The organism is Streptococcus sp. SR1, from assembly GCF_000526075.1.
Lineage (GTDB): Bacteria > Bacillota > Bacilli > Lactobacillales > Streptococcaceae > Streptococcus > Streptococcus halitosis.
Map to the genome: position 1 here is coordinate 56,384 of NZ_JATR01000021.1, position 23,747 is coordinate 80,130.

Below are 23,747 nucleotides of genomic sequence, written 5' to 3' on the forward strand. Positions count from 1 at the left end.
TGCAATTCTATTCTTTGTTATAAGTCTTACGGATGGCATCTTTGATGCTTTCAACGGTTGGAATCATTGCATTTTCTAGGTTTTGTGCGTAAGGCATTGGCACATCTTCTCCGGCGCAACGGCGGATTGGTGCATCTAGATAGTCAAATGCTTCTGATTCTGAAATAATTGCTGAAATCTCGCCGATATAGCCACTTGTTTTGTGGGCATCGTTGACCAGAACGACCTTTCCAGTCTTCTTAACTGAGTTAATGATGATATCCTTATCAAGCGGTACAAGGGTACGTGGATCCACAATTTCAACCGAAATTCCTTCTTCTGCCAATTCTTCAGCTGCTTGAACCACACGGCGAAGCATTTTACCGTAAGTAACAACTGTTACATCCGTTCCTTCGCGTTTAATTTCGCCAACTCCAAGTGGGATTGTGTAGTCTGGATCAACTGGCACTTCCCCTTTTTGGTTAAATTCTGACTTATACTCAAGAATGATAACAGGGTTATTATCACGGATAGAAGACTTAAGTAATCCTTTCATGTCAGCAGGTGTACCTGGTGCTACAACCTTAAGTCCAGGAATGTGAGTGAACCAAGACTCTAGGGATTGCGAGTGCTGTGCGGCAGAACCAACTCCGTTACCAGCTGCACATCGGACAGTCATTGGAACCTGACCTTTACCACCAAACATATAACGTGTTTTAGCAGCTTGGTTGACGATATTATCCATGGCAATAACCGAGAAGTCCATGAAGGTCATATCGACAATTGGACGAAGTCCTGTCATGGCTGCTCCTGCTGCTGCTCCCGAGATGGCAGCTTCAGAAATCGGACAGTCACGGACACGTTCTGGACCAAATTCTTCGAGCATTCCAACAGAAGTTCCGAAGTCTCCTCCGAAGACACCGACGTCTTCTCCCATCAAGAACACATTTTCATCGCGACGCATTTCCTCAGACATAGCAAGGATAATGGTGTCACGGAAGGACATTGTTTTTGTTTCCATTTTTATCTCTTTCTCCTTAGTCTGCGTAAATATCTTCAAATGCTGATTCTAGTGGTGGGAATGGGCTTTCTTCTGCAAATTTAACAGAAGCTTCTACTGCTTCCTTGACTTGCGCTTGGATTTCTTCCAATTCTTCGGCACTTGCAATGTTGTTCTCAACGAGATAGTTGCGAAGATTTTCGATTGGGTCTTTTTGTTTCCACAATTCCACTTCTTCACGCGTACGATATTTACCAGGGTCAGATGATGAGTGGCCAAGCCAGCGATAGGTTACACTTTCGATCAAGACTGGGCCATTTCCACCACGAACATGATCTACAGCTTTCTTAAATCCTTCATAGACATCGATGACGTTGTTCCCATCTTCGATAAACATTCCAGGAATTCCATATGCCGCACTACGTTGATGGATGTGTTCTACATTGGTCATTTTCTTGATATCCGCAGAAATCCCATAACCGTTGTTAATGCAGTAAAAAATAACAGGAAGTTTCCAAATAGAAGCCATGTTCACTGCTTCGTGGAAAACGCCTTCGTTGGTCGCACCATCTCCAAAGAAGCAGACCACGATTTTACCAGTTTGTTGCATTTTCTGACTGAGGGCTGCACCAACAGCAATCCCCATACCACCACCTACGATACCATTGGCACCGAGGTTCCCAGCATCCAGGTCAGCGATGTGCATAGAACCACCTTTTCCTTTACAGGTCCCAGTGTACTTTCCAAGGATTTCAGCCATCATTCCATTGAGGTCAATCCCTTTGGCGATAGCTTGCCCATGTCCACGGTGGTTTGAGGTAATCAGATCATCTGGATTAAGAGCCAGCATTGCTCCGACGTTAGCAGCTTCCTCTCCGACAGAAAAGTGAGTCATACCGGGAACTTTCCCCTTTTTCACTAACTGAGCAATTTTTAAGTCCATGCGACGGATTTCTTCCATCTTACGGAACATATCTAGCAAAAGATTCTTATCTAAAGTTGACATAATCTTGCCTTTCTAACTTTGTTCTTACCTTACTATTTTACCTTTTTTAGTATACACTGTCAAAGTATATGGCTAATAAAATTTCACAATATAAAAAAATAAATCCCTGTTAAAACAGGGATTCTCTCTAGTTAGAGCATTTTTTCACAAAGTTGTTTTTTCAGGATAATTTCTTAAAATTAGCTCAATCTTTTCATTACGGTTTTCAAACGCCATTGATACAAACAACCAGAAACAATCAAGCTGGCAATTAACCCAATCCAGTAAGCAAATGCCCCTAAGTCAGTTACCTGATCTAGTAGGTATCCTAGAGGTATCGCTACTCCCCAATATCCGATTAGACCAAGATAGAAAGGAACGATAGTGTCCTTATACCCTCTTAAAATTCCTTGGAGCGGAGCCGCAAAGGTATCAGCTAACTGGAAAAAGAGACTGTAGGTTAGAAATACAGCAGTTGTTTCAATGAAGTGAGGGTCATTTCCATATAGACTTGCTACACGATCTCTAAAAATGTAGAGAAAGGACAGGGTAAGACCTGCAAAAATAAGGGCGGTTACTCTTCCCAGACGAGCATAGGTTTTTGCATCCTCAAAACGTTTAGCCCCAACCTCGTAAGACACAACAATCGCCATAGCAGAGGAAATACTCATGGGGAAAGCGTACATGAGGCTCGAAAAGTTCATAGCTGACTGGTGGCTAGCGATGATGAGCGATGAAAACTTAGCCATGATTAGTCCCACCACGGAGAAAATAGCTACTTCAGCAAATACGGTTCCCCCGATTGGTAGACCTAATCGAACACCTTCCTTAATTTTATCTATATTGAGTGGAATAAGTTTTTCAAGATGTAGCGCTTTTAATTTTTCTTGTTTGAACAAAACAAGCAGGGAAATGCCCAATAAAACCCAATAGGCTAAGGAAGTTCCTAGCCCTGCTCCTGCACCACCAAGCTCAGGGAAACCAAGGGCTCCATATATCAAGAGATAGTTAAAACCACTATTTAGCGGAAGTAACAAAAGCATGAGGTACATAGATATCTTGGTCAAACCAAGAGAATCTAACAATGACCGAATGACACCAAAAAGCAACAAGGGAATAATCCCGATAGAAAGGTACCAAAGATAAGAAACTGCAACTGCCGCCACTTGAGCTTCTAGTCCGATATGGTTTAAGACAGGTGGCGCTAAGAATACTACCATGCCAAGCAAAACCAAAGACAGTCCGAAAGCCAAGTAGATAAATTGGTAAAAGTCAGATGCAACTTCTTCCTTTTTACCTCGTCCCAGATGATGGCCTATGATGGGAACCATGGCCGAAACAATCCCTGTTAAAAAAGTAAAGAAAGGATTCCATAGACTCGTTGCAGTCGATACACCAGCCAAGTCCATAGTATTGTACTGCCCAGTCATGGTTGTATCGACAAAAGAGGCAGAATAATTAGCAAACTGATAAATCAGGATAGGAAAAAATATCTTAAGAAATAAAATAAACTTATCTTTAAATTGATGGGTTCGATACATATACGCTCTCTATTCTTATAGTTTATAGAGCAGAATCCCATCTAGTTTTGGTAGACGATTTTTCCCTTACAGATGGTATATTTAACCTGCCCTTTTAAAGTTTCCCCGATAAATGGAGAATTGGCTGATTTTGAAGCGAAGTTTGGACCAACAGTACGATCAGCCTTGTCATCAAAGACAGTGATGTCCGCTGGACCATTTTCAGCCAAGTAGCCTGCATCAAAGTTGTACAATTTAGCTGGATTGACAGTCATTTTTTCTAGTAATTCCATCAAGCTTAGTTCACCAGCTTCCACCAAATAAGTCAAACCAAGAGAAAGAGAGGTTTCCAAACCAGTCATACCAGATGGCGCTTTGGTGATATCTTCTACATTTTTCTCATCTGCATGGTGAGGCGCGTGGTCTGTCGCGATAACTGTGATGACGCCTGATTTGAGACCTTCGATAACGGCACGTCGGTCTGATTCCAAACGAAGTGGCGGATTCATCTTAGCATTGCTTCCTTGTGTCAAAAGGAGGGCTTCTGTCTTAGAAAAATGTTGTGGTGCCACTTCTGCTGTGACTTGGGCCCCCAAACCTTGAGCAAACTCTACTACTTTGACACTTTCCTCCTTAGACAAATGCTGGATATGAACGTGGGCCTTAGTTGCATGGGCAATCATGACATCACGCGCAATCATAGCGTATTCTGCTACACCTGTCGCACCACAGATCTTGAAGTGGTCTTTAGCGATGTTTTCGTTGAAACCAAGAATTCCATTCAAACCAGGATCTTCCTCGTGAAGACAAACAAAGGTACCTAGTTTCCTGGCGTTTTCCAAGGCTTCTTTGAGAACCTTGCTGCTTTCGAGTGGAATACCATCATCTGAGAAACCAACCGCACCAGCTTCTAAGAGTGCCTTAAAGTCAGTCAAGTCTTGGCCATTAAAGTTCTTAGTAATGGTCGCAACTGTCTTGATATTAATCTTTTCCTTGGCAGCAGACTGGAGAACTTCTTGCAAAGTCTCTACGTCTGAGATGGTTGGATTGGTATTAGCCATCATGACAACCGTTGTAAAACCACCTGCAGCAGCCGCTAGTGCCCCAGTATGGATGTCCTCCTTGTGGGTCTGACCAGGTTCACGGAAATGAACATGAATATCAACTAGTCCAGGCGCAACTACAAGACCAGTAGCATCAATTAGCTCTGCTCCTTCTTCCTTGATTTCAGGGGCAATTTTGACAATTTTCCCATCTTGGACCAAAACATCACACACTTGATCCAAACCAGACTTGGGATCCATTACACGACCATTTTTGATTAATAACATCTGCTTTCTCCTTTATTCATAAAAATCAACTTGGGTATCCAACAATTTATCCCCATCATAAACAAACTTAGCTGAAAAGAAGGGTTTGTCCTCTAAAAGCCACTCAACAAAGGTGTGGTCACCCTCCCAAGTTGGCTTGCTCAAAACTTCATCATAGGGAACCCATTCTAATGTTCCCTCGTTGCATTCAATCAACTCACCTTCAAACTCTGTCACCTTAAAAACATAGGTGTACCAGTCTAAATCTGGCGTGAATTCTGGAAAAGTGATGACACCTTTTAGAACTGGCTTGGCTTTGAGGCCGGTCTCTTCGAGGATTTCACGCGCAGCGCATTCTTGAGGTGTCTCCCCTCGCTCTAGCTTACCACCCACACCAATCCATTTGCCTTCATGGACATCATTCGGCTTCTTATTGCGATGCAGCATGAGCAGTTCTTTTCCGTTATCAATGTAGCAAATCGTCGCTAACTGAGGCATATTCTCTCCTTATCTAAGCCAATCGATTGGCACTTGTTCTGTCTCTTTTAAAAATGCATTAGCCTTGGAAAAAGGCTTGGAACCCCAAAATCCTCTGAAAACAGATAAAGGACTGGGATGAGCTGATTCGATAATCAAATGGTGAGGATTAGTAATCAAGGCCTTCTTCTTACGTGCATAAGCGCCCCAGAGTACAAAGACTACAGGTCTGTCTAGATTATTGACAACCTGAATCACAGCATCTGTAAAAGGCTCCCATATCTGCCCAGAATGACCATTGGCTTGACCAGCAGGAACCGTCAAGCAAGCATTGAGAAGTAAGACTCCTTGCTCAGCCCAAGCCGTTAAATCATGGGATTTCTTAACCCCGATATCATCTGACAATTCTTTCAAGATATTTTGCAAGGACGGTGGCGCTGGAATAGCATCGGGTACAGAAAAACTCAAGCCCTGAGCTTGACCTGGCCCGTGATAGGGGTCTTGCCCTAGAATCACCACCTTAACTTCTTCAAGCGGTGTAGTCAATAGAGCCTGAAAAATCTTTTCCTTAGGTGGATAAACAGTTCCCTGAGCATAGACCTGATCCATAAACTGATTGATTTTCCCGAAATAACCCTCAGGTAATTGCTCCTTAATCAAAGCATGCCAAGATGAGTGTTGCATCGCCAACTCCTTCGTTTTTACTGCCTCTATTATAGCAAAAAGTGGCTATCTAAACCACTTTTTACAGTTTATCCAAACAATCCAGCAAGTCTTGGTAAGAATGAACTTCATAGGTCGGCTGGGCTTGTGTATGATTTTCGAGGTGATGAGGATTATACCAGATAGTGTCAATCCCTGCATTATTGCCACCTTGAATGTCGGCAGTTAGAGAATCTCCAATCATCAGCGTATTTTCTTTATCAAATCCAGCAATCTCTTGAGCGATTTTTTCATAAAACAGTCTATCAGGTTTTTGTGTTTGCAACTGCTCGGAGATAAAAACTTGGTTGAAATAGGGAGACAGACCAGATTGAGCCAAACGCCCTGTCTGAATGGCAGTAATGCCATTTGTCGCAGCATACAAATCATAATCACGTTCGATGAGGCTGTCCAAGAGTTCATGAGCACCCGAAAGTGTTTGTCCCTGTTGGGCTAAGTAAAATTGGTAACGCTGAGCAAGTAACCTACCGTCTTTTTCCTGTCCAAAATGGGCAAATAGACGAGAAAAGCGCGTGTTAACCAGTTCATGTTTACTGATTTTCTTTTGTTCCAAGTCCTTCCAGAGAGCCTTGTTCATCGGAACATAATAGTCTTTATAGGCTTGAATATCCGCAACCCCTTCTTCTTTTAAAAGTTGCGTCAAAGCCACATCCTCAGCAGCATCAAAATCAAGCAAGGTGTGGTCGAGGTCGAAGAGTAGAAATTTGTAGGGCAATTTGAGAGTTTTCCTTTCTAAGTGAAAATAAGTTACTTGTATTTATTAGGGAAATATTCTTTTCCTAACTGCCATAAGTACTGATCAATCTCTTTAAGATTAAATTCTTCTAATCCGTAGTATTCTCTAAAAGCAATAATTATATTTTTAAATTTTTGATAATCTTTTAGATCTGCATTCTTAAATTTAGAAAATTTATCTGTTTTTCTAAAGTATTTCAATACCTTTTCTACATAGCTATCATAAATAGGGTATTCTTTAGGATTATGATGGGAACAGTATTTAGTTGAAAAAGAATAGAACTTTCTAGTTACACCATTGATAGTAACATTTTGAATTTCATTGACTAAAGTTACATCACCTTGTCTCAACCTCTCATCAATTTTAAGACTCAGTATATGTTCTGCAACTGGATAAACTGAGAAAATATTTGTGCTATAAAAATCATTTAACGTAGCAACCTTTAATAAGATGTCAGAGATTTCTTCGTTACTTGGTAACAGCTCAAAAAATAATTTATCTAAAGCATCTTCTTGCAACTTATAATTTTTAAGATTTTTCCATGTTTTCAAGTATTTTCCTACTTCGCTGGCTGACGGTTTAGAAATAACAATATCTGATTTCTGTCTTCTATTATAGTTAATTTGCATACTTATCTCACTTAAAGTAGTTATTAAAAAAATGATAGATTTATTATAGCATATTACAAAACGAATGGGTAACCTCCTCATTCCCCCTACCCCAACTCCTTGGCTATTCTGCTTTTTTCAAGTTTTCCCTTGGTAATTCGTTTCCATAAAACAAGTGGGTTCAAACTATAAGATAGACGTACAAGGAAATAATTAACCCATTCGATAAGGGCAAAAAGCTGTATCAATGTGGCTAAGATAGTCACTTGAACACTCTGTGTGTTCCAGACTATAAAAGGAAAGCCTGAAATAAGTAAAACAAGGTCTAGTATTCTGAAACAACCATATAGTTTGGGAACAGTTCCACTTCCGAACTGAGGATTTGACAGTCTTCTAATCAAAATCGCCCAATAGATTGAACCTTGAAGCAAAATAAATGTCAGTAAAGACAAAGGATAAAGAATAGAGATCAAACCATTCCAATCACCAAGCCTATTTTTCAAAAGGAAAAAACACAACCAAAAGGATAGAACGGCTGCAAGCTCTCCAAAACAGAGGAACACCAACTCTTTTCTAACTTTTTCTTTTTGTATGTTCATCATCTTACCCATCTAACTATCACCCTATATCGGAAAAAAGCCTTTCGATCCAATTTCTAGTCAACATTTTTCAGAATCAAGGCATTCTATGTGTCGAACAGCCCAACTTCATAAATATCAATGTAATTCTAAACTTAGAATTTGCATTGATATAAATTCTTTAGTACAATTCTAAGTTTATAACAGCCTTAAATTTTAATTTTAGAAGGATTCTAAAGCTAGAATGGCTCTAAAATCACGAGAACAAAGCTACTCGAAGCTTAGAAGACTTTTTTTCTAAACTTCATACGTACTTTAACTAGTGGCACTTACAATTTTTCTGATGAGCTTTAAGTTTTTTGATAGCCCAATCATAGTGACTGGAGGTACTACTGACAAAGTAGGAACCTAGACTTGTCCCTCCCGTCCACTTATAGACACCTTTGTTAAAGAGTTGGTCATTGTTAAAGCCTTCCATCAACTCTAAAACCTCTTTATACGATTGCTCTAATAACCTAGTCGCTTCTTCTAAAGACGTTTTCTGGTGCTTCTTCCAAATAGCGACATTCATTTCCCCATAAGTTTTCCAATTATAAGGCTCAGGGAGAAAAGATCTCTCATGACCCTTTTGATTAGAATCTACCCAAGTCAAAAGTAACTGATGCCATTCATAGAGATGGATCAGGACATCCCGTAGATTTTTATCTCTTTTCCAGTGAGCTTCTTTTTTCTTTTGGTCTTTTGAAAAATCAAAAGGAGTCTGTAGCTCCTCTTCACTTAGCTGAGAAATTAAGAAATTAAGTTTTTCATAGTTTCCCTTAGAGGCTAACACCAGCTCCTCTTTCGTTCTCGGTCTAGGCATAGGAGTTCTCCCTTCATTTTCAACTAGAATAAGCTATTTTCTTACTTCATTATACCATAATCAAAAAGCAGTTCTTCATTTTACGAAAAACTGCTTTTACTTGCCATTTTATTAAAGTTAGGAGCGTCCCTAGACTTGTTTATTTACATATAAATCTTTAAAGTGACCGTCCACTTCTGCTATCTGATAGAGCAAGCGGGATAGTTCTTGGTAGTCTTCTTTTAAACATGAAAGGTGGGCTTGGCCAAATAGAGTAGCCAATTCTTCTTTTAATCTTGCCCCTTCTGGATCATGATCTTTTAAGAATTTACTGAGATAGAGATTTCGAACAGCAGCAAGTTTAAAGCTGAAATACTGATGCAATTGTCTTTGCTCGGTATTTAAGCCGTTTTCAGCAACTGCTTTTGCATAGCATTCCAAAACACCACTTTGACCATTCAGATATCGGGTCTTTATAATCTTTGCTGTTTCCTGATAGATTTCAGTATGACTAGGACTCTTGACCTTCTTAAAATTTCCCCACATGGAGTATGCTCCGCGCTTATAGTCAATAGCCTCTGCCTTCCATGCTTCTAGTATGTCATTAAAAGCAACCTTCATACAGGCAAAACCAGCTGGATCATGCAAATAAAGGTACTGCCCATCAATGCCATACACGGTTACGAAGTGATCCACACCATAAAGGATTGTGTGATTGGGATTGTAGGTCAGATGGCCCATATCAAGAGGTCCCAGTACGACAGGTCCATTGGACAGAAAGGTTTCCACCTTTCCTTTAACCTCTTCCAAATCTACTTCCGTTCCATCTTTTAGATAGAAATCCTCATAGTCAAATCCAAGTATTTTTAAAGAATGAGAGATAGAAAGATCTGGCATTCCATTATCAAAAAATACTAGAGGGTGCTGGTCATCTTCCTTTACGATACTAGCGCCATTGCCCATCACCATAATTGCCTCTAAAAACTCTGCTTTAAAGTCATAACCATAGGCATCCAGTGCCATTGCCAATGAATAGCTATAGCAAAGTGACACATCTCCAAAATACATCTGCATATCCATGCCTCCTTATCTTCTATGGGACTATTATACCGAGAAAACTATTCGCATGCCCCATAAAATCCAAACAAAAATTATGGTATGTTTGATTTATAGACATGAATTTCTTTATATTTAAATTTAAATTAAATTGTAATTATTTTTTGCATAAGTTATTTCTCAAACAAAGAAAGACTCTGTAAAAGATACCTTCTACAGAGTCAGCTTTCCATCTTTATAAAAAATAGAAAATTATCTAGTCCTTGCTTACTGGTATCCAGAGTTCCATTTGATAGTCTGGTGACGACATATCTCCTTCAGTATAGACTTCAAAGTCTGGCGCTCCTGAGTGGCGATAGCCTGTTTCTGGGAAAAAAACCTCCAAAACATACTTCCAAGCATTGTGAATGCTAGCTGGTATAGGGCCTTTGACAGGAACGATAGCATATTCAGCTTCTGGAATTTCTTTGATGGACAGATCTAGTTCTTCTGCTTTAGCTTTATCCGTCACATCATAAGCAGCCATGTAGTTGATGATCTCACCTTCTTTGACATCCGAGCAGAGGCCAAAGGATTGGCCACTGCCCATACTTTCTAAGCTTTCAAAGCTGTGATTTGCATAGAGCTGCTCCCAAGCAGATGGGCACTGGCTATTGTCGATAGCTTCCAATAGGACGCCTGCTACAGTAAAAGCAGGTTTCTTTTGAACCTTGATATCCATATTCTTTCCTCCTGTAATCTTTAAGGATAATTGAAGTCTAGGAAAGACCCGATAAGGTTTTCCATTTCGAACTTCTGAGGGGGGTGCACCATGGAATTTCTTAAAGGCTGCGCTGAAGGCATCCGCAGACTCATAGCCGTATTTCATCGCTATGTCAATGACTTTCTCAGAGCTTTCCCGCAAATCCATCACAGCCTCTGACAGCCTGCGATTGCGCAAGTATTCTGCTAATGTTATATCTGCCAGGATAGAAAATAGCCTGCTAAAGAGAGGGTAAGAATAGCCCGATAGCTGCTGAAATTTTTTCATATCCACCTCTCCAGTCAGCTGCTGCTCCAAATAATTTATGGTTTGATTGAATTGATGCATCATATTCTTTCTTCTTACCTCCACAAGATACAAAAGTCCTTAAAAGCAAAGTGAAAACAGAAAAAATGATGCTGCAGCTTCTAGTCCTAGAAATTCTCTCTTTTTCGAACAGCTTTTAGGCCACGTTAAATTCTATCTATAGTCTATCATATATCAGATACTTCCGCCCTAGAATATTTGTACAAGATCTAAAGGGGTAAATTTCTATAACTTATCCTTTAATTTCTCCACAAAGAGATAAGCTGCTGGGCAGGTCAAAGTATTCTTAATCGTCAAATGGTTGATTTGATGGATCTTCTTACGGTCTGTATGGGGAAATTCACGACAGGCCTTGGGACGAACATCATAGATGGAGCAGAGATTATCTCCTCCTAGAAAGGGGCAAGGCATGGATTTGAAAACCTTATCTCCATCTTCATCAACTTGTAAAAACTCTGCTTCAAAAGCTGGTAATTTCATCTTGAAATACTTGGCAATACGAGTAATATCTGCTTCCTTGAAGTCAGGCCCCAATGTCTTGCAACAGTTAGCACAGGCAGTGCAATCGATCTCAGCAAAAACTTCTTCGTGAATTTGCTGGGCTATCTTATCTAAGTTTTTAGGAGGTTTTTTCTTTAGATTGGCTAAGACTTTTCGGTGCTCCTTTTGCTTTTGCAAGGCTAGTTGGTGATAGTACTCAATATCAATTTCTTTAGACATAGTTTCTTTCTAATACAAGTGTTTTTGTCTATTATACCATAAGTTATTTTTCATTTTGAGTATTGCACATAAAAAGCCCTTCGGATAAAATCCGAGGGGCTTAAAACGTTGTTAAATCAACGATTATTTTTTAAGTTATCTATTAAAAATAATCATTAATCCTGTATTCAAACCAGTTTCTTCTCCTAGCTCTAGATAACTCCAAGTTAATAGAAAATTTTCCAACTGTAAATGCACTATATAGACAAATCACAAATTTTTCAAACCAATTCATTTCTTCGATATATTGTTTAAAGCAAAGATAACAATAATGTTCTTGTAACGGCTCTAATGCTTTTATACGTTCCCTATTATTATCGGCATATTTTTCATTTATTTCATGATAACGTTTTGAAAAATCAGGATCATGTTCAATTTCGTCATCAAATGTTGCCATTGCAAAATCTAACGAACTAATATAATACCCCTCTATCAGTGCTCGTCTAGAAAAAACAATTAATGCTATGAATGCAGCGATTAAAGCGAGCACACCTCCGACCATATCCCAAAATTCAGAGGCATAAAAATTTCCAGAGATTAGATAGTTAAAGCCGAAAAGAATAGCCACAAAAAGAATTATCCAAAATAAACCTTTAGCGATAAAATCCGTTCCAAATGATCTACGTTCCCATTTTTGCTTAATCTTCAAGTTTATCTCCTTTTTTGAGGTTTATTATATTTTATCATACAATCAACTAGATATCTACCAACTCATGATACGCTCCCATATTCGGTAATGGAATAATACTAAAATACAAATCTGAGTAAGTTTCAAACCATTTATTCAGCTTGTTATAGGCTGGCGACTGACTAACAAATAATATACGTTGACAAGCTCCAGTCAAAAAAGCACTAAGGGGAAGAGCCCCAAAGTGCTTTTTTATAGCTTTACAGCCTCTAATCAAATAAAGAGCTTATTTTTTCAAGTTGTAGAATGATTTCAATCCACGGTATTCAGCTACTTCACCAAGTTGGTCTTCGATACGAAGCAATTGGTTGTATTTAGCGATACGGTCTGTACGTGAAAGTGAACCAGTCTTGATTTGTCCTGCGTTTGTTGCAACTGCGATATCAGCGATTGTTGAATCTTCAGTTTCACCTGAACGGTGTGATACAACGGCAGTGTAACCAGCTTCTTTCGCCATTTCGATAGCGTCGAATGTTTCAGTAAGAGTACCGATTTGGTTAACTTTGATAAGGATTGAGTTAGCAGCACCTTCTGCAATACCTTTTTCAAGGTAAGAAGTGTTTGTTACGAAGAAGTCGTCACCAACCAATTGAACTTTACCACCAAGACGTTCAGTAAGAGCTTTCCAACCGTCCCAGTCGTTTTCATCCATACCATCTTCGATAGTGATGATTGGGTATTTGTTTACCAATTCTTCAAGGTAGTCGATTTGTTCTGCAGCAGTACGTACAGCAGCGCCTTCACCTTCAAATTTAGTGTAGTCGTAAACTTTACGTTCTTCATCATAGAATTCTGATGATGCACAGTCAAATCCGATAAAGACATCTTTACCTGGAACATAACCAGCGGCTTCGATAGCAGCAAGGATAGTTTCAACACCGTCTTCAGTTCCTTCGAAACGAGGAGCGAATCCACCTTCGTCACCTACGGCTGTTTCAAGACCACGAGATTTAAGGATTTTCTTAAGAGCGTGGAAGATTTCAGCACCCCAACGAAGAGCTTCTTTGAATGTAGGTGCACCAGCAGGTACGATCATGAATTCTTGGAAAGCGATTGGAGCGTCAGAGTGAGAACCACCGTTGATAATGTTCATCATTGGAGTTGGAAGAACTTTAGTGTTGAATCCACCAAGGTAGCTGTAAAGTGGGATTTCAAGGTAGTCAGCAGCAGCACGAGCTACAGCGATAGACACACCAAGAATTGCGTTTGCACCCAATTTACCTTTGTTAGGAGTACCGTCAAGTGCGATCATAGCACGGTCGATAGCTTGTTGGTCACGTACATCGTAGCCGATGATAGCTTCAGCGATGATGTTGTTTACGTTGTCAACAGCTTTTTGTGTACCAAGACCACCGTAACGAGATTTGTCACCGTCGCGAAGTTCAACTGCTTCGTGTTCACCAGTAGAAGCTCCTGATGGAACCATACCACGTCCGAAAGCACCTGATTCAGTATAAACTTCTACTTCAAGTGTTGGGTTACCGCGTGAGTCTAGGACTTCGCGAGCGTAAACATCAGTAATAATTGACATTTTTTACTCTCCTTTGAGTTAAATTTTTTACACCTCTATGATACCTCAAAAATAAGCGTTTTTCAAGAAAAAACGTTATCTTTGTGCAAATTTTCCTTAACTTTATAAAGTAATCGCTTTCTTTTTGTCTGTTTTCTCGCGATTTTTGTGATATACTATTTTTATGACAGATTTATCAAAACAACTACTAGAAAAAGCTCATGGTGGGTCGAAATTAAATCCTGACGAACAACGCCGCTATCTCGGCACTTTCGAGGAAAGGGTTCTTGGCTATGCGGATATTAATACTGCCAATAGTCCTGAATTAGAACATGGATTTTTCTCTATTTTAGAAAGTTTCCAAGAAAAGGTAGAGATACTTTTTGTGAAGATCTCACCAAATATCGAGTTTGACAAACAAGTCTTTTACTTAAGACAAGCAAAGGAAAGTAATTGCCAGGCGACTATTGTTTCAGACGATCATATCACTTCTCCTTTTGGCCTTGTCATTCATACGAACGAACCTGTTCAAGTAGATGAAAAGGACCTTAGACTTGCATTCTCAAATCTCTGGGAGGAGAAAAAGACAGAAACTCCTAAAAAATCCATCTGGAAAAAATGGTTAGGTTAATCCTTCCTCATATTTAATAAATGACCGATATTAGTAGCTGTGTGTTCCAAATAGAAACTTGCATTTTTCAAACTATCTTCCAAAGGTTCACTTTTCTCTAAAATTGAAAAGGCTGCTTGTATATTTTCGAATGGTAGGGGAGGTAAATCCTCGGAAAGACTACCGCAAATAGCAATAACAGGAACTCTGTTAGGGGTTCTTTTTGCTACGCCTATAGGCGCTTTTCCAGCAAGGCTTTGACTGTCCAGTCTACCTTCACCAACGATAACCAAGTCAGCATCTGCAACTTTCTTGTCAAAGTCAATCAAATCCAAGCAAGTATCAATTCCAGATACGATACAGGCCTCAGCAAAGGCGCAGAGCCCAGCAGCAATACCACCTCCAGCTCCTGCTCCTTTAAGAGATAGGGTGGAAGGTGAGGATTTTTCATAGAACTCCTGTATAGCCAGATCTACCGTCTCAAACAAAGCAGGATCCAAGCCCTTTTGTTTTCCAAATGTATAGGTTGACCCTCGATGACCACATAGAGGGCTCTCAACATCTGCTAAAATGCGAATTTTTACATCTTCAGGAATCCTATATAGGTCATCTTTGGAAACTGATTCAAACTCAAGCAAAGTCTGACCGCAAGCTGGCAATTCTTTTCCATTCTTATCATAAAAACGATAACCTAAACCAGCAGCAATGCCTATCCCACCGTCATTACTAGCCGTACCACCAACCCCGATATAGATTTCTTTCATCCCTTGATCAACGAGATGGCGAATCAACTCTCCGATACCTCGGGTTTGGATGTGAAGAGGATTTCGTTTCTCCCGCGAAATCTTCCCAAGACCAACCAAGTCAGCAACTTCAAAGAGCGCTATTTGACCTTTTTGAAAGTAGCGCATTGATTCTTTTAGCCCAAAAGGCCCCGTCACCTCTTGCCATTTTTCTTCGAGTTCAAGAGAATGGCGAATAGCATCTACAGTTCCTTCCCCACCATCACCAACAGGACAGAGCAGACATTCTACATCCGATATTGACTGTTCGAAGCCTTTTTTTATAGCTTGAGTGACCTCTTCTGCTGTCAAACTTTCTTTAAAAGAATCGGGTGCAATTACAATTTTCATAGTTCCCTCTCATTCTAAGAAATCAATCAAAGGAAGAACTTCCAAAAAATCCCTCGTATCTACATGACAAGCTATCTCTGCTTTTACGACCTCTTTGGCACAAAAGGCTATACCGTGGCCTGCTGTCTTTAACATCAAGAGGTCATTGGCACCATCACCGATAGCAATCGTTCTTTCTTTGGGTAGTTCTAATTCCTTTCTCCATTTCTCAAGAGTAGCATTTTTTACTTGACCTGTCACGATTTCACCAACTAATTTTCCTGTTAAAAAACCGTCTTTGACTTCCAACTGGTTAGCAGAGAAATAGGAGATACCAAGGGATTCTGCCAATCTCTCAACTATTGGTTCAAATCCACCAGACACTAGACCGACTAGAATGCCCTTCTTTTGAAGTATGGAGATAAATTCTTGAGCATTCTTGGACAGATGAATGGATTTTAAGACAGTATCAAAGACCGAAACCGGAAGGCCTTTTAACAAAGCTACCCTCGCTCGTAAACTTGTTTCAAAGTCCAGTTCACCTCGCATTGCCTGACTTGTAATCTGCGATATTTCTTCTTCGCAACCTGCTTCTCTTCCTAAAAGATCAATCACTTCTTCTGCTATCAGGGTTCCGTCAACGTCCATGACACAGAGCCCCATTACTTGAGACATAAACTTTCCTTTCTAAAAAGCCCAAAAATCGTATGAAAGAATCATACGATTTTATCTATTAGTTGACTAAACTATGGTACAAGTCAAGGTAAGATTTGCAGGCTGTATCCCATGAGAAATCGCATTCCATAGCTTGTTTTTGTAGATTTCTCCATACGTCTGGCTGGTTCTTATAAACATCCAAGGCTGTTTGGAAACTCCAGTTAAGCCAGTATGGTGTTAAATTGTCAAAGCTAAATCCAGTACCAGTTCCTTCGATCGGATTGAAGGATTGAACCGTATCACGCAAGCCACCCACTTCATGAACCAATGGTAGAGTTCCATAGCGCATCGCCATCATTTGAGACAAGCCACATGGTTCAAAACGACTTGGCATGAGGAAGAGATCACAAGCTGCGTAGATTTCTTGAGCGAGCTTGACGTCAAAAGTGATATTTGCTGATAGCTTGTCAGGATAGACTTGAGCAAACCAGGAGAAGGAATGTTCAAAAGCTGGGTCACCTGTTCCTAAAAGAACGATTTGAACGTCCTCTTGTAAGAAACGATGCAAGCTTTCTACAACAACATCAAAGCCTTTTTGACGGGTCAAACGAGAGACAATCCCAACTAGAGGAACATCTGCTCGCACAGGCAACCCAACTCTCTCTTGCAATTTTGCTTTGTTTTGCGCTTTTCCAGACAAATCTTCTTTATTAAAATGATAGTCTAAAAGTGGGTCTGTCTCAGGATTATAAAGATCTGCGTCAATACCATTAACTATACCTGAAACCTTACCTGACTCCATGCGAAGAATCTGGTCCAAACCGCAACCAAACTGACTGGTCATAATCTCATGTGCATAGCTAGGAGAAACTGTTGAGACACGATCCGCGTATAGGATACCAGCCTTCATCCAGTTAAGGCAATCATTCCAGCGAAGGGTTCCATCAGCATAGCGTTCAAATCCAACACCAAACAAATCCCACAACATTCCTTCAGAAAATTGACCTTGAAATTCCAAATTATGAATAGTTAAAACTGTTCTGATTCCTTGATATGCTTGAATCCAATGATACTTTTCTTTCAACAAGAAGGGAATCATGGCTGTGTGGTAATCATGAACATGGAGAAGGTCAGGAATAAAGCCGATGCGTTCCATGGCTTCAAGAGCAGCCAGTTGGAAAAAGGCAAAGCGTTCACCATCGTCAAAATCACCGTACACATGGCCACGGAAGAAATAATATTGATTATCAATGAAGTAGAAGGTAACCCCATTCAAGACCGTTTTCTTAATACCACAGTACTGTCTACGCCATCCTACACTAACTTCAAAGTGGAGAACATCCTCTATTTGGTCACCAAACTTAGCTTCTACCATATCATAGTAAGGCAAGAAAACTGCAACTTCGTGCCCCGCTTTTACAAGTGATTTAGGAAGTGCGCCAATGACATCGCCCAAACCACCTGTTTTTGAAAAGGGTGCTCCTTCTGCTGCTACAAATAAAATTTTCATGAATAAATGTCCTCTGTTACTGTTTCACCCTTCTTAACTACAACTGGATGTTCTGCTGTTCCTCGAATGATAACACCATCCGCAACTTCAACACCCTTGTCCAAGATAGCATATTCAACTTGGGCACCCTGACCAATCACAACTCGAGGGAATAAAATGCTGTCCTTCACCACACTATCTTTGTGAACATAAATGTTACGAGATAGGACTGACTGAACTACTTCACCCTCAATGATACTACCAGAAGCAAACTGAGAATTACTTACTTTTGAAGTATTCGCATAGTAGGTTGGTTCTTCATTCTTAACTTTGGTATAAATCTTTTGATTTGGTGAGAAAAGAGAGTAGAATTTTTTAGATTCAAGCATATCGATATTTGCTTGATAATAGGACTGAACAGAATGAATGTTCGCTAAGTAGCCTGTGTATTCGTAAGCAAAAGCTCCTTCTTTTGCAGCTAAATCGCGGAGAACATAACGCAACTTTTCAGGATATTCTTTCTGAGCCTCTTCTTCAAGTCGTTCAATCAACCAAGGAGTATCCACAACAAAGATATCTGTAGACATGTTGAAGAGTTCATCCGTAGATTTGTTATCAAAGAGTTTGTGCGAACGAACATGGTCAGTTTCATCAATTTCCAAGATAGCATTCACATCTGAAATGTCTTTCTTCGGAAGTTTCTTATATACAACTGTGATCGGCCCTTTCGTTGTATTGTGTAGGTGGAAGACTTGATTCAAGTCAATATTCACCAGCACATCGCAGTTGATCGAAACGGTCTGGTTTGAACCTGAACGTCTCAAGTAGGTAAGAAGCTGTTGGTAATACTCTTTTCCAACTGTACTGCTTTCAACACGAGTATTATAAATTCCTAGATAGTAGTGACTTAGAAGTGTTGACAAGCCCCACTCACGACCCGAACGGATATGGTCGAATACAGAACTGATATTATCTTGTTGGAAAATTCCAAAGACACTACGAACACCAGCATTTGCAAGGCTAGAAAGAGGGAAATCAATTAAACGATATTTTGCTCCAAATGGCAAGCTAGCCACCGGACGGTGTTCTGTTAACGTTGACATATCATGAAAACCAACGGTGTTTCCTAAAATGGCTGAATATTTATCAATCTTCATCTGATGCTACCCCCACTACTTCATTGTATCCTACTACTTGTACTTCGTCTGTTCCATCAATTTCGACACCTTCAGAAATAACAGCACCCTCACCAATAATGGCACGTTTAATTTTTGCACCTTTTCCGATAATGGCACCACTCATGATTACAGAGTCTACTACTTCAGCACCCTCACGTACTTGCGCTTCTGTTGAGAGAATGGAATGCTTAACAGTTCCATCCACGAGACAGCCATCCACAACTAAAGAATCTTCTACATGAGCGTGTTTTCCAATAAAGTTTGGTGGTGAAATCAAGTTCCGTGAGTAGATTTTCCACTGACGATCACGACTATCCAAAGCGTTGTTTGGATCAATGTATTCCATATTTGCTTCCCATAGAGACTCGATCGTACCAACGTCTTTCCAGTAGCCTTTGAATTCATAAGCATAGACGCTTTCTCCAGACTCAAGGTAATTTGGAATAACGTTTTTACCAAAGTCTGACATATCTACCTTGTTCTTTTCAGCAGCAACAAGCATATTGCGGAGACGTTTCCAATCAAAAATATAAATCCCCATTGAAGCCTTTGTAGACTTAGGTTGAGCAGGTTTTTCTTCAAATTCAACGATACGGTTATTGGCATCTGTATTCATGATACCAAAACGGCTAGCTTCCTTTAGAGGTACGTCTAGAACAGCTACAGTCAGACTGGCATTGTTATCCTTATGTGATTGGAGCATATCATCGTAGTCCATCTTGTAGATATGGTCACCAGAAAGGATCAAAACATACTCAGGATTAATACTATCAATGTAGTCAATGTTTTGGTAAATAGCGTGGCTAGTTCCTTCAAACCAACGGTTTCCCTCGCTTGCAGAGTAGGGTTGAAGGATAGAAACACCTGTGTTAATACCATCTAGTCCCCAGCTAGAACCATTTCCAATATGGTTGTTCAAAGCAAGAGGTTGGTACTGCGTAATAACACCAACATTATGAATCCCAGAGTTTGCACAGTTGGAAAGAGCAAAGTCAATGATACGGTAGCGCCCACCGAATTGCACCGCCGGTTTGGCAATGCTTTGAGTGAGTTTTCCGAGACGTGTTCCTTGCCCACCCGCAAGGATCAAAGCTAGCATTTCATTCTTCATTTTCTACTCCTTTATAAAGACATGTGAACGTTAAAATCGAAAGAAGGTCGGAAGTCAAACTTTTTATAAAAATAATAGGAAATCCATTTCTCTTGTGTTTCAAGTCCAATACAAGTACATCCGTTTTTAAAATATTAAAAATTGTAATCAACAGCCTGCTATTCTTTTTTCTTAGCTGGTTTCAAACGACGCTTGATCTTCCAAATGCTTGCTCCCATAGCAGGCAAGGTGAAGGTCAAAGTCTGCTCGTAATCTTTCCATAAGCCTTCTTGAGTCTGAACTGTTTGATTGTGTTCTTTCCACACACCTCCCCATTCTTCTAATTCTGTATTCCAAACTTCTTCGTAAATACCTGCAACAGGTAACCCAATCGTAAAGTCTTTACGTTCAACTGGTGCCATATTAAAGACACAGACTAACATTTCGTCCTTCTTGCCCTTACGAATAAAGGAGAGAACACTCTGATCTCTATTATCCGCATCAATGATTTCAATGCCGTCATAACTAGTATCAATTTCCCAAAGACAGCGATGTTCTTTATAGAATTGATTCAGTTGAGAAGTGAAATGCTTCATCTTCGCATTCATTGGATCTTCTAGATTAGACCATTCCAACTGCTCCTCAGACTTCCACTCTAGGAATTGCCCGTACTCACTGCCCATAAAGAGCAATTTCTTACCTGGGTGGCAAATTTGATAGGTGTAAAGATTGCGCAAACCGGCAAATTGGTTATAGCGATCTCCCCACATCTTATGCATCATACTCTTCTTGCCATGAACCACTTCATCATGTGAGAAAGGTAGGAGATAGTTTTCATTGAAAACATACATAAAGCTGAAGGTCACAAGATTAAAATCATACTTGCGATAAATTGGATCTTCCTCGTAGAAACGGAGAATATCGTTCATCCAGCCCATATTCCATTTATAGTCAAAGCCAAGACCACCCATTTCTTTCATACCAGTAATCTTTGTTGCTGATGAACTTTCTTCTGCAATCATCATGATATCTGGATGAGCTAGCTTAATTACTGTATTCAACCGTTGAAGGAAGTAATAACCCTCGTAGTTAAGATTTCCACCGTCTTTGTTTGGAGTCCAAGGAGCATTATCATAATCTAGGTAAAGCATATTGCTTACTGCATCTACCCGAATGCCATCTAAGTGGTAAAAATCAATCCAAAATTTAATACTTGAAATCAAGAAAGACTGGACCTCATTTTTCCCGAGGTCAAAATTCAGCGCACCCCAACCATAGTTATGAGCCTTGTTGTGGTCTTGGTATTCAAAAGTTGGTGTACCGTCATAATATGCCAAGGCATCATCATTAATAGTGAAATGACCTGGAACCCAGTCTACGATAACACCAATGTTATTTATATGACACTCTTCAACGAAATCTTGGAATTCCTCAGGTGTACCATAGGAATGTTCAAATGCAAAGTAACCCATAAGCTGATAGCCCCAACTCAATCCAAGTGGGTGAGCCATTAAGGGCATAAACTCAATATGTGTATAGTTCATTTCAACCAAATAAGGAATCAACTCTTCCTTCAGCTGTGAAAAACTATAGGGACTACCATCTGGATTTCTCTTCCAAGATCCTGCATGGGCCTCATATATATTAACTGGTCTCTCGAAAAATCCCAAACGTTTGCGACGCGCTAGCCAAAGGCCATCTTTCCACTTCTTTTCTCGAATAGTGGTCAGAACAGCTCCTGTACCTGGCCGGGCTTCAAAACGAACTGCCAACGGATCAATTTTCATAATCTGGTGACCATTTGCACGCGTAATATGATATTTATAAATCTGACCTTCCTGAGCTTGAGTCGTAAAGACTTCCCAAACACCTGCTTCATTACGAACCATGGGAATCTGATTCTCAACCCAATCAGTAAAATCTCCAACTAGATGAACTGCTTGTGCATTTGGGGCCCAAACCCTAAAAGTATAACCAATTTCTCCGTTTTTCTCCTCTCTATGTGCTCCTAAATAATGCTGGAGGTGAAAGTTTTCACCTGTAGTAAAGGTTCTTAATGCTTCTTGATTATTCATTCGATCCCCTCTCTTTTGTAAGCGTTTTCTATAATTCTATTATACACTCTTTTAAGATAACTTTCAAGTAATTTACGAAGAAAATCATATTTTTTTATGAAAGTCTTCAAAAAATTACCGAGCATTTTAAAAAAGATATCCCGAAAATAGAATACGAAACAATTTCCATATATTTTTTTATTATAATACCAGAATATTCGTTTTTTAACAATTTTAAACTGTATTTTTTTGAAAAAAATAAAATCAGGAAATCGATTTCCTGATTTTATAGATTATTTCACATCAAATACAATGGATTTAACATTTGTCATCGCTTCGATACTATATTTAATTCCTTGCACTCCTGCTCCAGAACCTTTTACACCAAGGAATGGGAAATTATCTGGTCCGCGTTGTGTTTTATTATTAATATGAACGGTTCCCACTTCAAGTTTCTCAGCGATTTCAAATGCCTTCTTAAAGTCATTTGTAAAGACAGAGGATTGAAGACCAAACTCAGATTCATTGGCAATTGCTACTGCTTCATTCGCATCTGCGACACGAATAATTGGTAGAACAGGGCCAAACGGCTCTTCCCATGCTACTTTCATATCTTTTGTAACTTGGTCAAAAAGCACTGGCCAGAGAAGATTGCCTTCACGCTTGATTGGTGTAAGAGCCTGAGCACCTTTTTCTTGTGCATCTTCAATCAAGTCCCAGATGAAATCAGCTGAAGCGTTATCAATAACAGGTGTGATATCAGCATTGTCAAATGGATCACCGACTGTTAGCTTAGCGACTTTAGCTTGGAGCAATTCGGCTAACTTGTCTGCTACGCTTTCTACAACTAAGACACGTTTAATAGCGGTACAACGCTGACCAGAGTAGCTAAATGCACCACCTACGATTTGATTGGCTGCATTTTCCAAATCTGCATCTTCTAAAACGATTGCTGCATCTTTCCCGCCAAGCTCCAGCATAACTGGGCGCATACCAGCTAAACGACCGATACGCTCCCCAATCGGTGTTGAACCTGTAAAGTTAATGAAGTTCACTTCCTTGTGTTCGATGATGTAGTCTCCGATCTCAGAACCACGTCCAGTGATGGTGTTAAAGACACCTGCTGGAATTCCGGCTTCGTCAAATGCTTTAGCTAGCAAGAGACCAGAAATAGATCCTTGCGTTGGTGGCTTAAACATAACGACATTTCCTGCAATCAGAGCCGGAGCAATCTTGGATCCAGAAAGATTGACTGGGTAGTTAAATGGCGCGATAGCTAAGACAACACCAACTGGCTCACGACGGACAACGGCTAGTTTGTTTTTACTTGCAGCTTCAAAACCGCCACCTTCCATTGCTTGTCCAGTAATACGGAGACCTTCCTCAGCAGCAAAACGGATCAAACCTGCTGTACGTACTACTTCTCCAATGGCTGCTTTAATCCCTTTTGCAACCTCTTTGGCAAGAATTGTACCAATTTTTTCTTTATCACGTTCCAAAATGTCTGCTGTCTTATGCAAATAGGCTGCACGCTCAACGGGTGCTAAATCACGCCACGCAGGGAGAGCTGCACGCGCAGCTTTCATAGCCTCATCTACTTCAGCCTGACTCATAGCTGGTACTGTGCCTAGTTTTTCTTGATTGATAGGAGAATAGATCGTAATCTCGTTCTCTGATAATTTCCATTTTCCATTCACTAAATTCTGATAATTTGTCAA

23 protein-coding genes are annotated in these 23,747 nt (G+C 40.0%); 1 reads left to right on the top strand and 22 read right to left on the bottom strand.

The window, feature by feature from the left end; genetic code table 11:
• Positions 1-7: 7 nt before the first annotated feature.
• From HMPREF1518_RS07375 to eno, 15 genes are all read right to left on the bottom strand, one after another.
• Complete coding sequence (locus tag HMPREF1518_RS07375) at positions 8-1,000, bottom strand: alpha-ketoacid dehydrogenase subunit beta (RefSeq protein ID WP_000448714.1); 993 nt, start codon at positions 998-1,000, stop codon at positions 8-10.
• A 16-nt stretch (positions 1,001-1,016) separates the two neighbouring features.
• Complete coding sequence (locus HMPREF1518_RS07380) at positions 1,017-1,985, bottom strand: thiamine pyrophosphate-dependent dehydrogenase E1 component subunit alpha (protein WP_033585264.1); 969 nt, start codon at positions 1,983-1,985, stop codon at positions 1,017-1,019.
• A gap of 179 nt (positions 1,986-2,164) precedes the next feature.
• A complete protein-coding gene (locus HMPREF1518_RS07385; RefSeq protein WP_033585266.1) occupies positions 2,165-3,505 on the bottom strand; it encodes an MATE family efflux transporter in 1,341 nt (446 codons plus the stop codon).
• 41 nt (positions 3,506-3,546) lie between these two features.
• A complete protein-coding gene (locus HMPREF1518_RS07390; protein WP_033585268.1) occupies positions 3,547-4,815 on the bottom strand; it encodes a dihydroorotase in 1,269 nt (422 codons plus the stop codon).
• A gap of 12 nt (positions 4,816-4,827) precedes the next feature.
• Entirely contained in the window at positions 4,828-5,292 is a 465-nt protein-coding gene (locus HMPREF1518_RS07395; protein WP_009730172.1) for an NUDIX hydrolase, read from the bottom strand.
• Between the two features lie 9 nt (positions 5,293-5,301).
• On the bottom strand, positions 5,302-5,955 hold the full coding sequence (locus tag HMPREF1518_RS07400) for a uracil-DNA glycosylase (protein ID WP_009730173.1): 654 nt from the start codon (positions 5,953-5,955) through the stop codon (positions 5,302-5,304).
• Between the two features lie 61 nt (positions 5,956-6,016).
• A complete protein-coding gene (locus HMPREF1518_RS07405) occupies positions 6,017-6,709 on the bottom strand; it encodes a YjjG family noncanonical pyrimidine nucleotidase (RefSeq protein ID WP_033585271.1) in 693 nt (230 codons plus the stop codon).
• A 32-nt stretch (positions 6,710-6,741) separates the two neighbouring features.
• Positions 6,742-7,359 carry a hypothetical protein gene (locus HMPREF1518_RS07410; protein ID WP_033585404.1) on the bottom strand — a complete coding sequence of 206 codons (618 nt, stop codon included), beginning with the start codon at positions 7,357-7,359 and terminating at the stop codon, positions 6,742-6,744.
• Between the two features lie 86 nt (positions 7,360-7,445).
• A complete protein-coding gene (locus HMPREF1518_RS07415; RefSeq protein ID WP_033585272.1) occupies positions 7,446-7,949 on the bottom strand; it encodes a hypothetical protein in 504 nt (167 codons plus the stop codon).
• A 286-nt stretch (positions 7,950-8,235) separates the two neighbouring features.
• Complete coding sequence (locus tag HMPREF1518_RS07420; RefSeq protein WP_033585273.1) at positions 8,236-8,778, bottom strand: ClbS/DfsB family four-helix bundle protein; 543 nt, start codon at positions 8,776-8,778, stop codon at positions 8,236-8,238.
• A 129-nt stretch (positions 8,779-8,907) separates the two neighbouring features.
• Positions 8,908-9,831, bottom strand: a complete 924-nt coding sequence (locus HMPREF1518_RS07425; protein WP_033585274.1) for a peptidase — start codon at positions 9,829-9,831, stop codon at positions 8,908-8,910.
• Between the two features lie 238 nt (positions 9,832-10,069).
• A complete protein-coding gene (locus HMPREF1518_RS07430) occupies positions 10,070-10,906 on the bottom strand; it encodes an AraC family transcriptional regulator (RefSeq protein ID WP_033585275.1) in 837 nt (278 codons plus the stop codon).
• Positions 10,907-11,107: 201 nt separating this feature from the next.
• Complete coding sequence (locus HMPREF1518_RS07435; RefSeq protein ID WP_000031471.1) at positions 11,108-11,602, bottom strand: YkgJ family cysteine cluster protein; 495 nt, start codon at positions 11,600-11,602, stop codon at positions 11,108-11,110.
• Positions 11,603-11,744: 142 nt separating this feature from the next.
• Complete coding sequence (locus HMPREF1518_RS07440; RefSeq protein WP_033585276.1) at positions 11,745-12,290, bottom strand: hypothetical protein; 546 nt, start codon at positions 12,288-12,290, stop codon at positions 11,745-11,747.
• 265 nt (positions 12,291-12,555) lie between these two features.
• Positions 12,556-13,860, bottom strand: a complete 1,305-nt coding sequence (gene eno, locus HMPREF1518_RS07445) for a surface-displayed alpha-enolase (protein ID WP_000022823.1) — start codon at positions 13,858-13,860, stop codon at positions 12,556-12,558.
• A 163-nt stretch (positions 13,861-14,023) separates the two neighbouring features.
• On the opposite strand from eno, the gene HMPREF1518_RS07450 reads away from it, so the two are divergent.
• On the top strand, positions 14,024-14,470 hold the full coding sequence (locus tag HMPREF1518_RS07450; RefSeq protein WP_033585277.1) for a DUF1694 domain-containing protein: 447 nt from the start codon (positions 14,024-14,026) through the stop codon (positions 14,468-14,470).
• On the opposite strand, the gene HMPREF1518_RS07455 is transcribed toward HMPREF1518_RS07450, so the two are convergent.
• The 7 genes from HMPREF1518_RS07455 to HMPREF1518_RS07485 all read right to left on the bottom strand — a co-directional run bounded on the left by HMPREF1518_RS07455 (position 14,467) and on the right by HMPREF1518_RS07485 (position 23,747).
• The gene (locus tag HMPREF1518_RS07455) at positions 14,467-15,582 is read right to left on the bottom strand and encodes a glycerate kinase (RefSeq protein WP_033585278.1); all 1,116 of its coding nucleotides are present in this window, start codon (positions 15,580-15,582) and stop codon (positions 14,467-14,469) included. The genes HMPREF1518_RS07450 and HMPREF1518_RS07455 overlap by 4 nt on opposite strands.
• Positions 15,583-15,591: 9 nt before the next feature.
• Positions 15,592-16,236 (bottom strand): phosphoserine phosphatase SerB, encoded by a 645-nt coding sequence (serB, locus tag HMPREF1518_RS07460; RefSeq protein WP_033585279.1) that lies wholly within the window; start codon positions 16,234-16,236, stop codon positions 15,592-15,594.
• Between the two features lie 58 nt (positions 16,237-16,294).
• The gene (glgA, locus tag HMPREF1518_RS07465) at positions 16,295-17,728 is read right to left on the bottom strand and encodes a glycogen synthase GlgA (protein WP_033585280.1); all 1,434 of its coding nucleotides are present in this window, start codon (positions 17,726-17,728) and stop codon (positions 16,295-16,297) included.
• Positions 17,725-18,864, bottom strand: a complete 1,140-nt coding sequence (gene glgD, locus HMPREF1518_RS07470) for a glucose-1-phosphate adenylyltransferase subunit GlgD (RefSeq protein ID WP_033585281.1) — start codon at positions 18,862-18,864, stop codon at positions 17,725-17,727. Before glgD ends, glgA begins: the two co-directional genes overlap by 4 nt.
• Positions 18,854-19,996 (bottom strand): glucose-1-phosphate adenylyltransferase, encoded by a 1,143-nt coding sequence (locus tag HMPREF1518_RS07475; protein ID WP_000787257.1) that lies wholly within the window; start codon positions 19,994-19,996, stop codon positions 18,854-18,856. The genes glgD and HMPREF1518_RS07475 overlap by 11 nt, the downstream gene beginning before the upstream one ends.
• 158 nt (positions 19,997-20,154) lie before the next feature.
• Complete coding sequence (glgB, locus tag HMPREF1518_RS07480) at positions 20,155-22,050, bottom strand: 1,4-alpha-glucan branching protein GlgB (RefSeq protein WP_033585283.1); 1,896 nt, start codon at positions 22,048-22,050, stop codon at positions 20,155-20,157.
• Between the two features lie 272 nt (positions 22,051-22,322).
• On the bottom strand, positions 22,323-23,747 hold the full coding sequence (locus tag HMPREF1518_RS07485; protein WP_033585284.1) for an NADP-dependent glyceraldehyde-3-phosphate dehydrogenase: 1,425 nt from the start codon (positions 23,745-23,747) through the stop codon (positions 22,323-22,325).

What these genes read in the sequence shown, in the direction of transcription:
- serB (WP_033585279.1), bottom strand. Translation starts at nt 16,236, where the DNA reads ATGTCTCAAGTAATGGGGCTCTGTGTCATGGACGTTGACGGAACCCTG.
- HMPREF1518_RS07380 (WP_033585264.1), bottom strand. Translation starts at nt 1,985, where the DNA reads ATGTCAACTTTAGATAAGAATCTTTTGCTAGATATGTTCCGTAAGATG.
- HMPREF1518_RS07475 (WP_000787257.1), bottom strand. Translation starts at nt 19,996, where the DNA reads ATGAAGAATGAAATGCTAGCTTTGATCCTTGCGGGTGGGCAAGGAACA.
- HMPREF1518_RS07420 (WP_033585273.1), bottom strand. Translation starts at nt 8,778, where the DNA reads ATGCCTAGACCGAGAACGAAAGAGGAGCTGGTGTTAGCCTCTAAGGGA.
- HMPREF1518_RS07375 (WP_000448714.1), bottom strand. Translation starts at nt 1,000, where the DNA reads ATGGAAACAAAAACAATGTCCTTCCGTGACACCATTATCCTTGCTATG.
- HMPREF1518_RS07400 (WP_009730173.1), bottom strand. Translation starts at nt 5,955, where the DNA reads ATGCAACACTCATCTTGGCATGCTTTGATTAAGGAGCAATTACCTGAG.
- glgB (WP_033585283.1), bottom strand. Translation starts at nt 22,050, where the DNA reads ATGAATAATCAAGAAGCATTAAGAACCTTTACTACAGGTGAAAACTTT.
- HMPREF1518_RS07425 (WP_033585274.1), bottom strand. Translation starts at nt 9,831, where the DNA reads ATGCAGATGTATTTTGGAGATGTGTCACTTTGCTATAGCTATTCATTG.
- eno (WP_000022823.1), bottom strand. Translation starts at nt 13,860, where the DNA reads ATGTCAATTATTACTGATGTTTACGCTCGCGAAGTCCTAGACTCACGC.
- HMPREF1518_RS07395 (WP_009730172.1), bottom strand. Translation starts at nt 5,292, where the DNA reads ATGCCTCAGTTAGCGACGATTTGCTACATTGATAACGGAAAAGAACTG.
- HMPREF1518_RS07415 (WP_033585272.1), bottom strand. Translation starts at nt 7,949, where the DNA reads ATGGGTAAGATGATGAACATACAAAAAGAAAAAGTTAGAAAAGAGTTG.
- HMPREF1518_RS07455 (WP_033585278.1), bottom strand. Translation starts at nt 15,582, where the DNA reads ATGAAAATTGTAATTGCACCCGATTCTTTTAAAGAAAGTTTGACAGCA.
- HMPREF1518_RS07435 (WP_000031471.1), bottom strand. Translation starts at nt 11,602, where the DNA reads ATGTCTAAAGAAATTGATATTGAGTACTATCACCAACTAGCCTTGCAA.
- HMPREF1518_RS07385 (WP_033585266.1), bottom strand. Translation starts at nt 3,505, where the DNA reads ATGTATCGAACCCATCAATTTAAAGATAAGTTTATTTTATTTCTTAAG.
- HMPREF1518_RS07390 (WP_033585268.1), bottom strand. Translation starts at nt 4,815, where the DNA reads ATGTTATTAATCAAAAATGGTCGTGTAATGGATCCCAAGTCTGGTTTG.
- HMPREF1518_RS07410 (WP_033585404.1), bottom strand. Translation starts at nt 7,359, where the DNA reads ATGCAAATTAACTATAATAGAAGACAGAAATCAGATATTGTTATTTCT.
- HMPREF1518_RS07430 (WP_033585275.1), bottom strand. Translation starts at nt 10,906, where the DNA reads ATGATGCATCAATTCAATCAAACCATAAATTATTTGGAGCAGCAGCTG.
- HMPREF1518_RS07450 (WP_033585277.1), top strand. Translation starts at nt 14,024, where the DNA reads ATGACAGATTTATCAAAACAACTACTAGAAAAAGCTCATGGTGGGTCG.
- glgA (WP_033585280.1), bottom strand. Translation starts at nt 17,728, where the DNA reads ATGAAAATTTTATTTGTAGCAGCAGAAGGAGCACCCTTTTCAAAAACA.
- glgD (WP_033585281.1), bottom strand. Translation starts at nt 18,864, where the DNA reads ATGAAGATTGATAAATATTCAGCCATTTTAGGAAACACCGTTGGTTTT.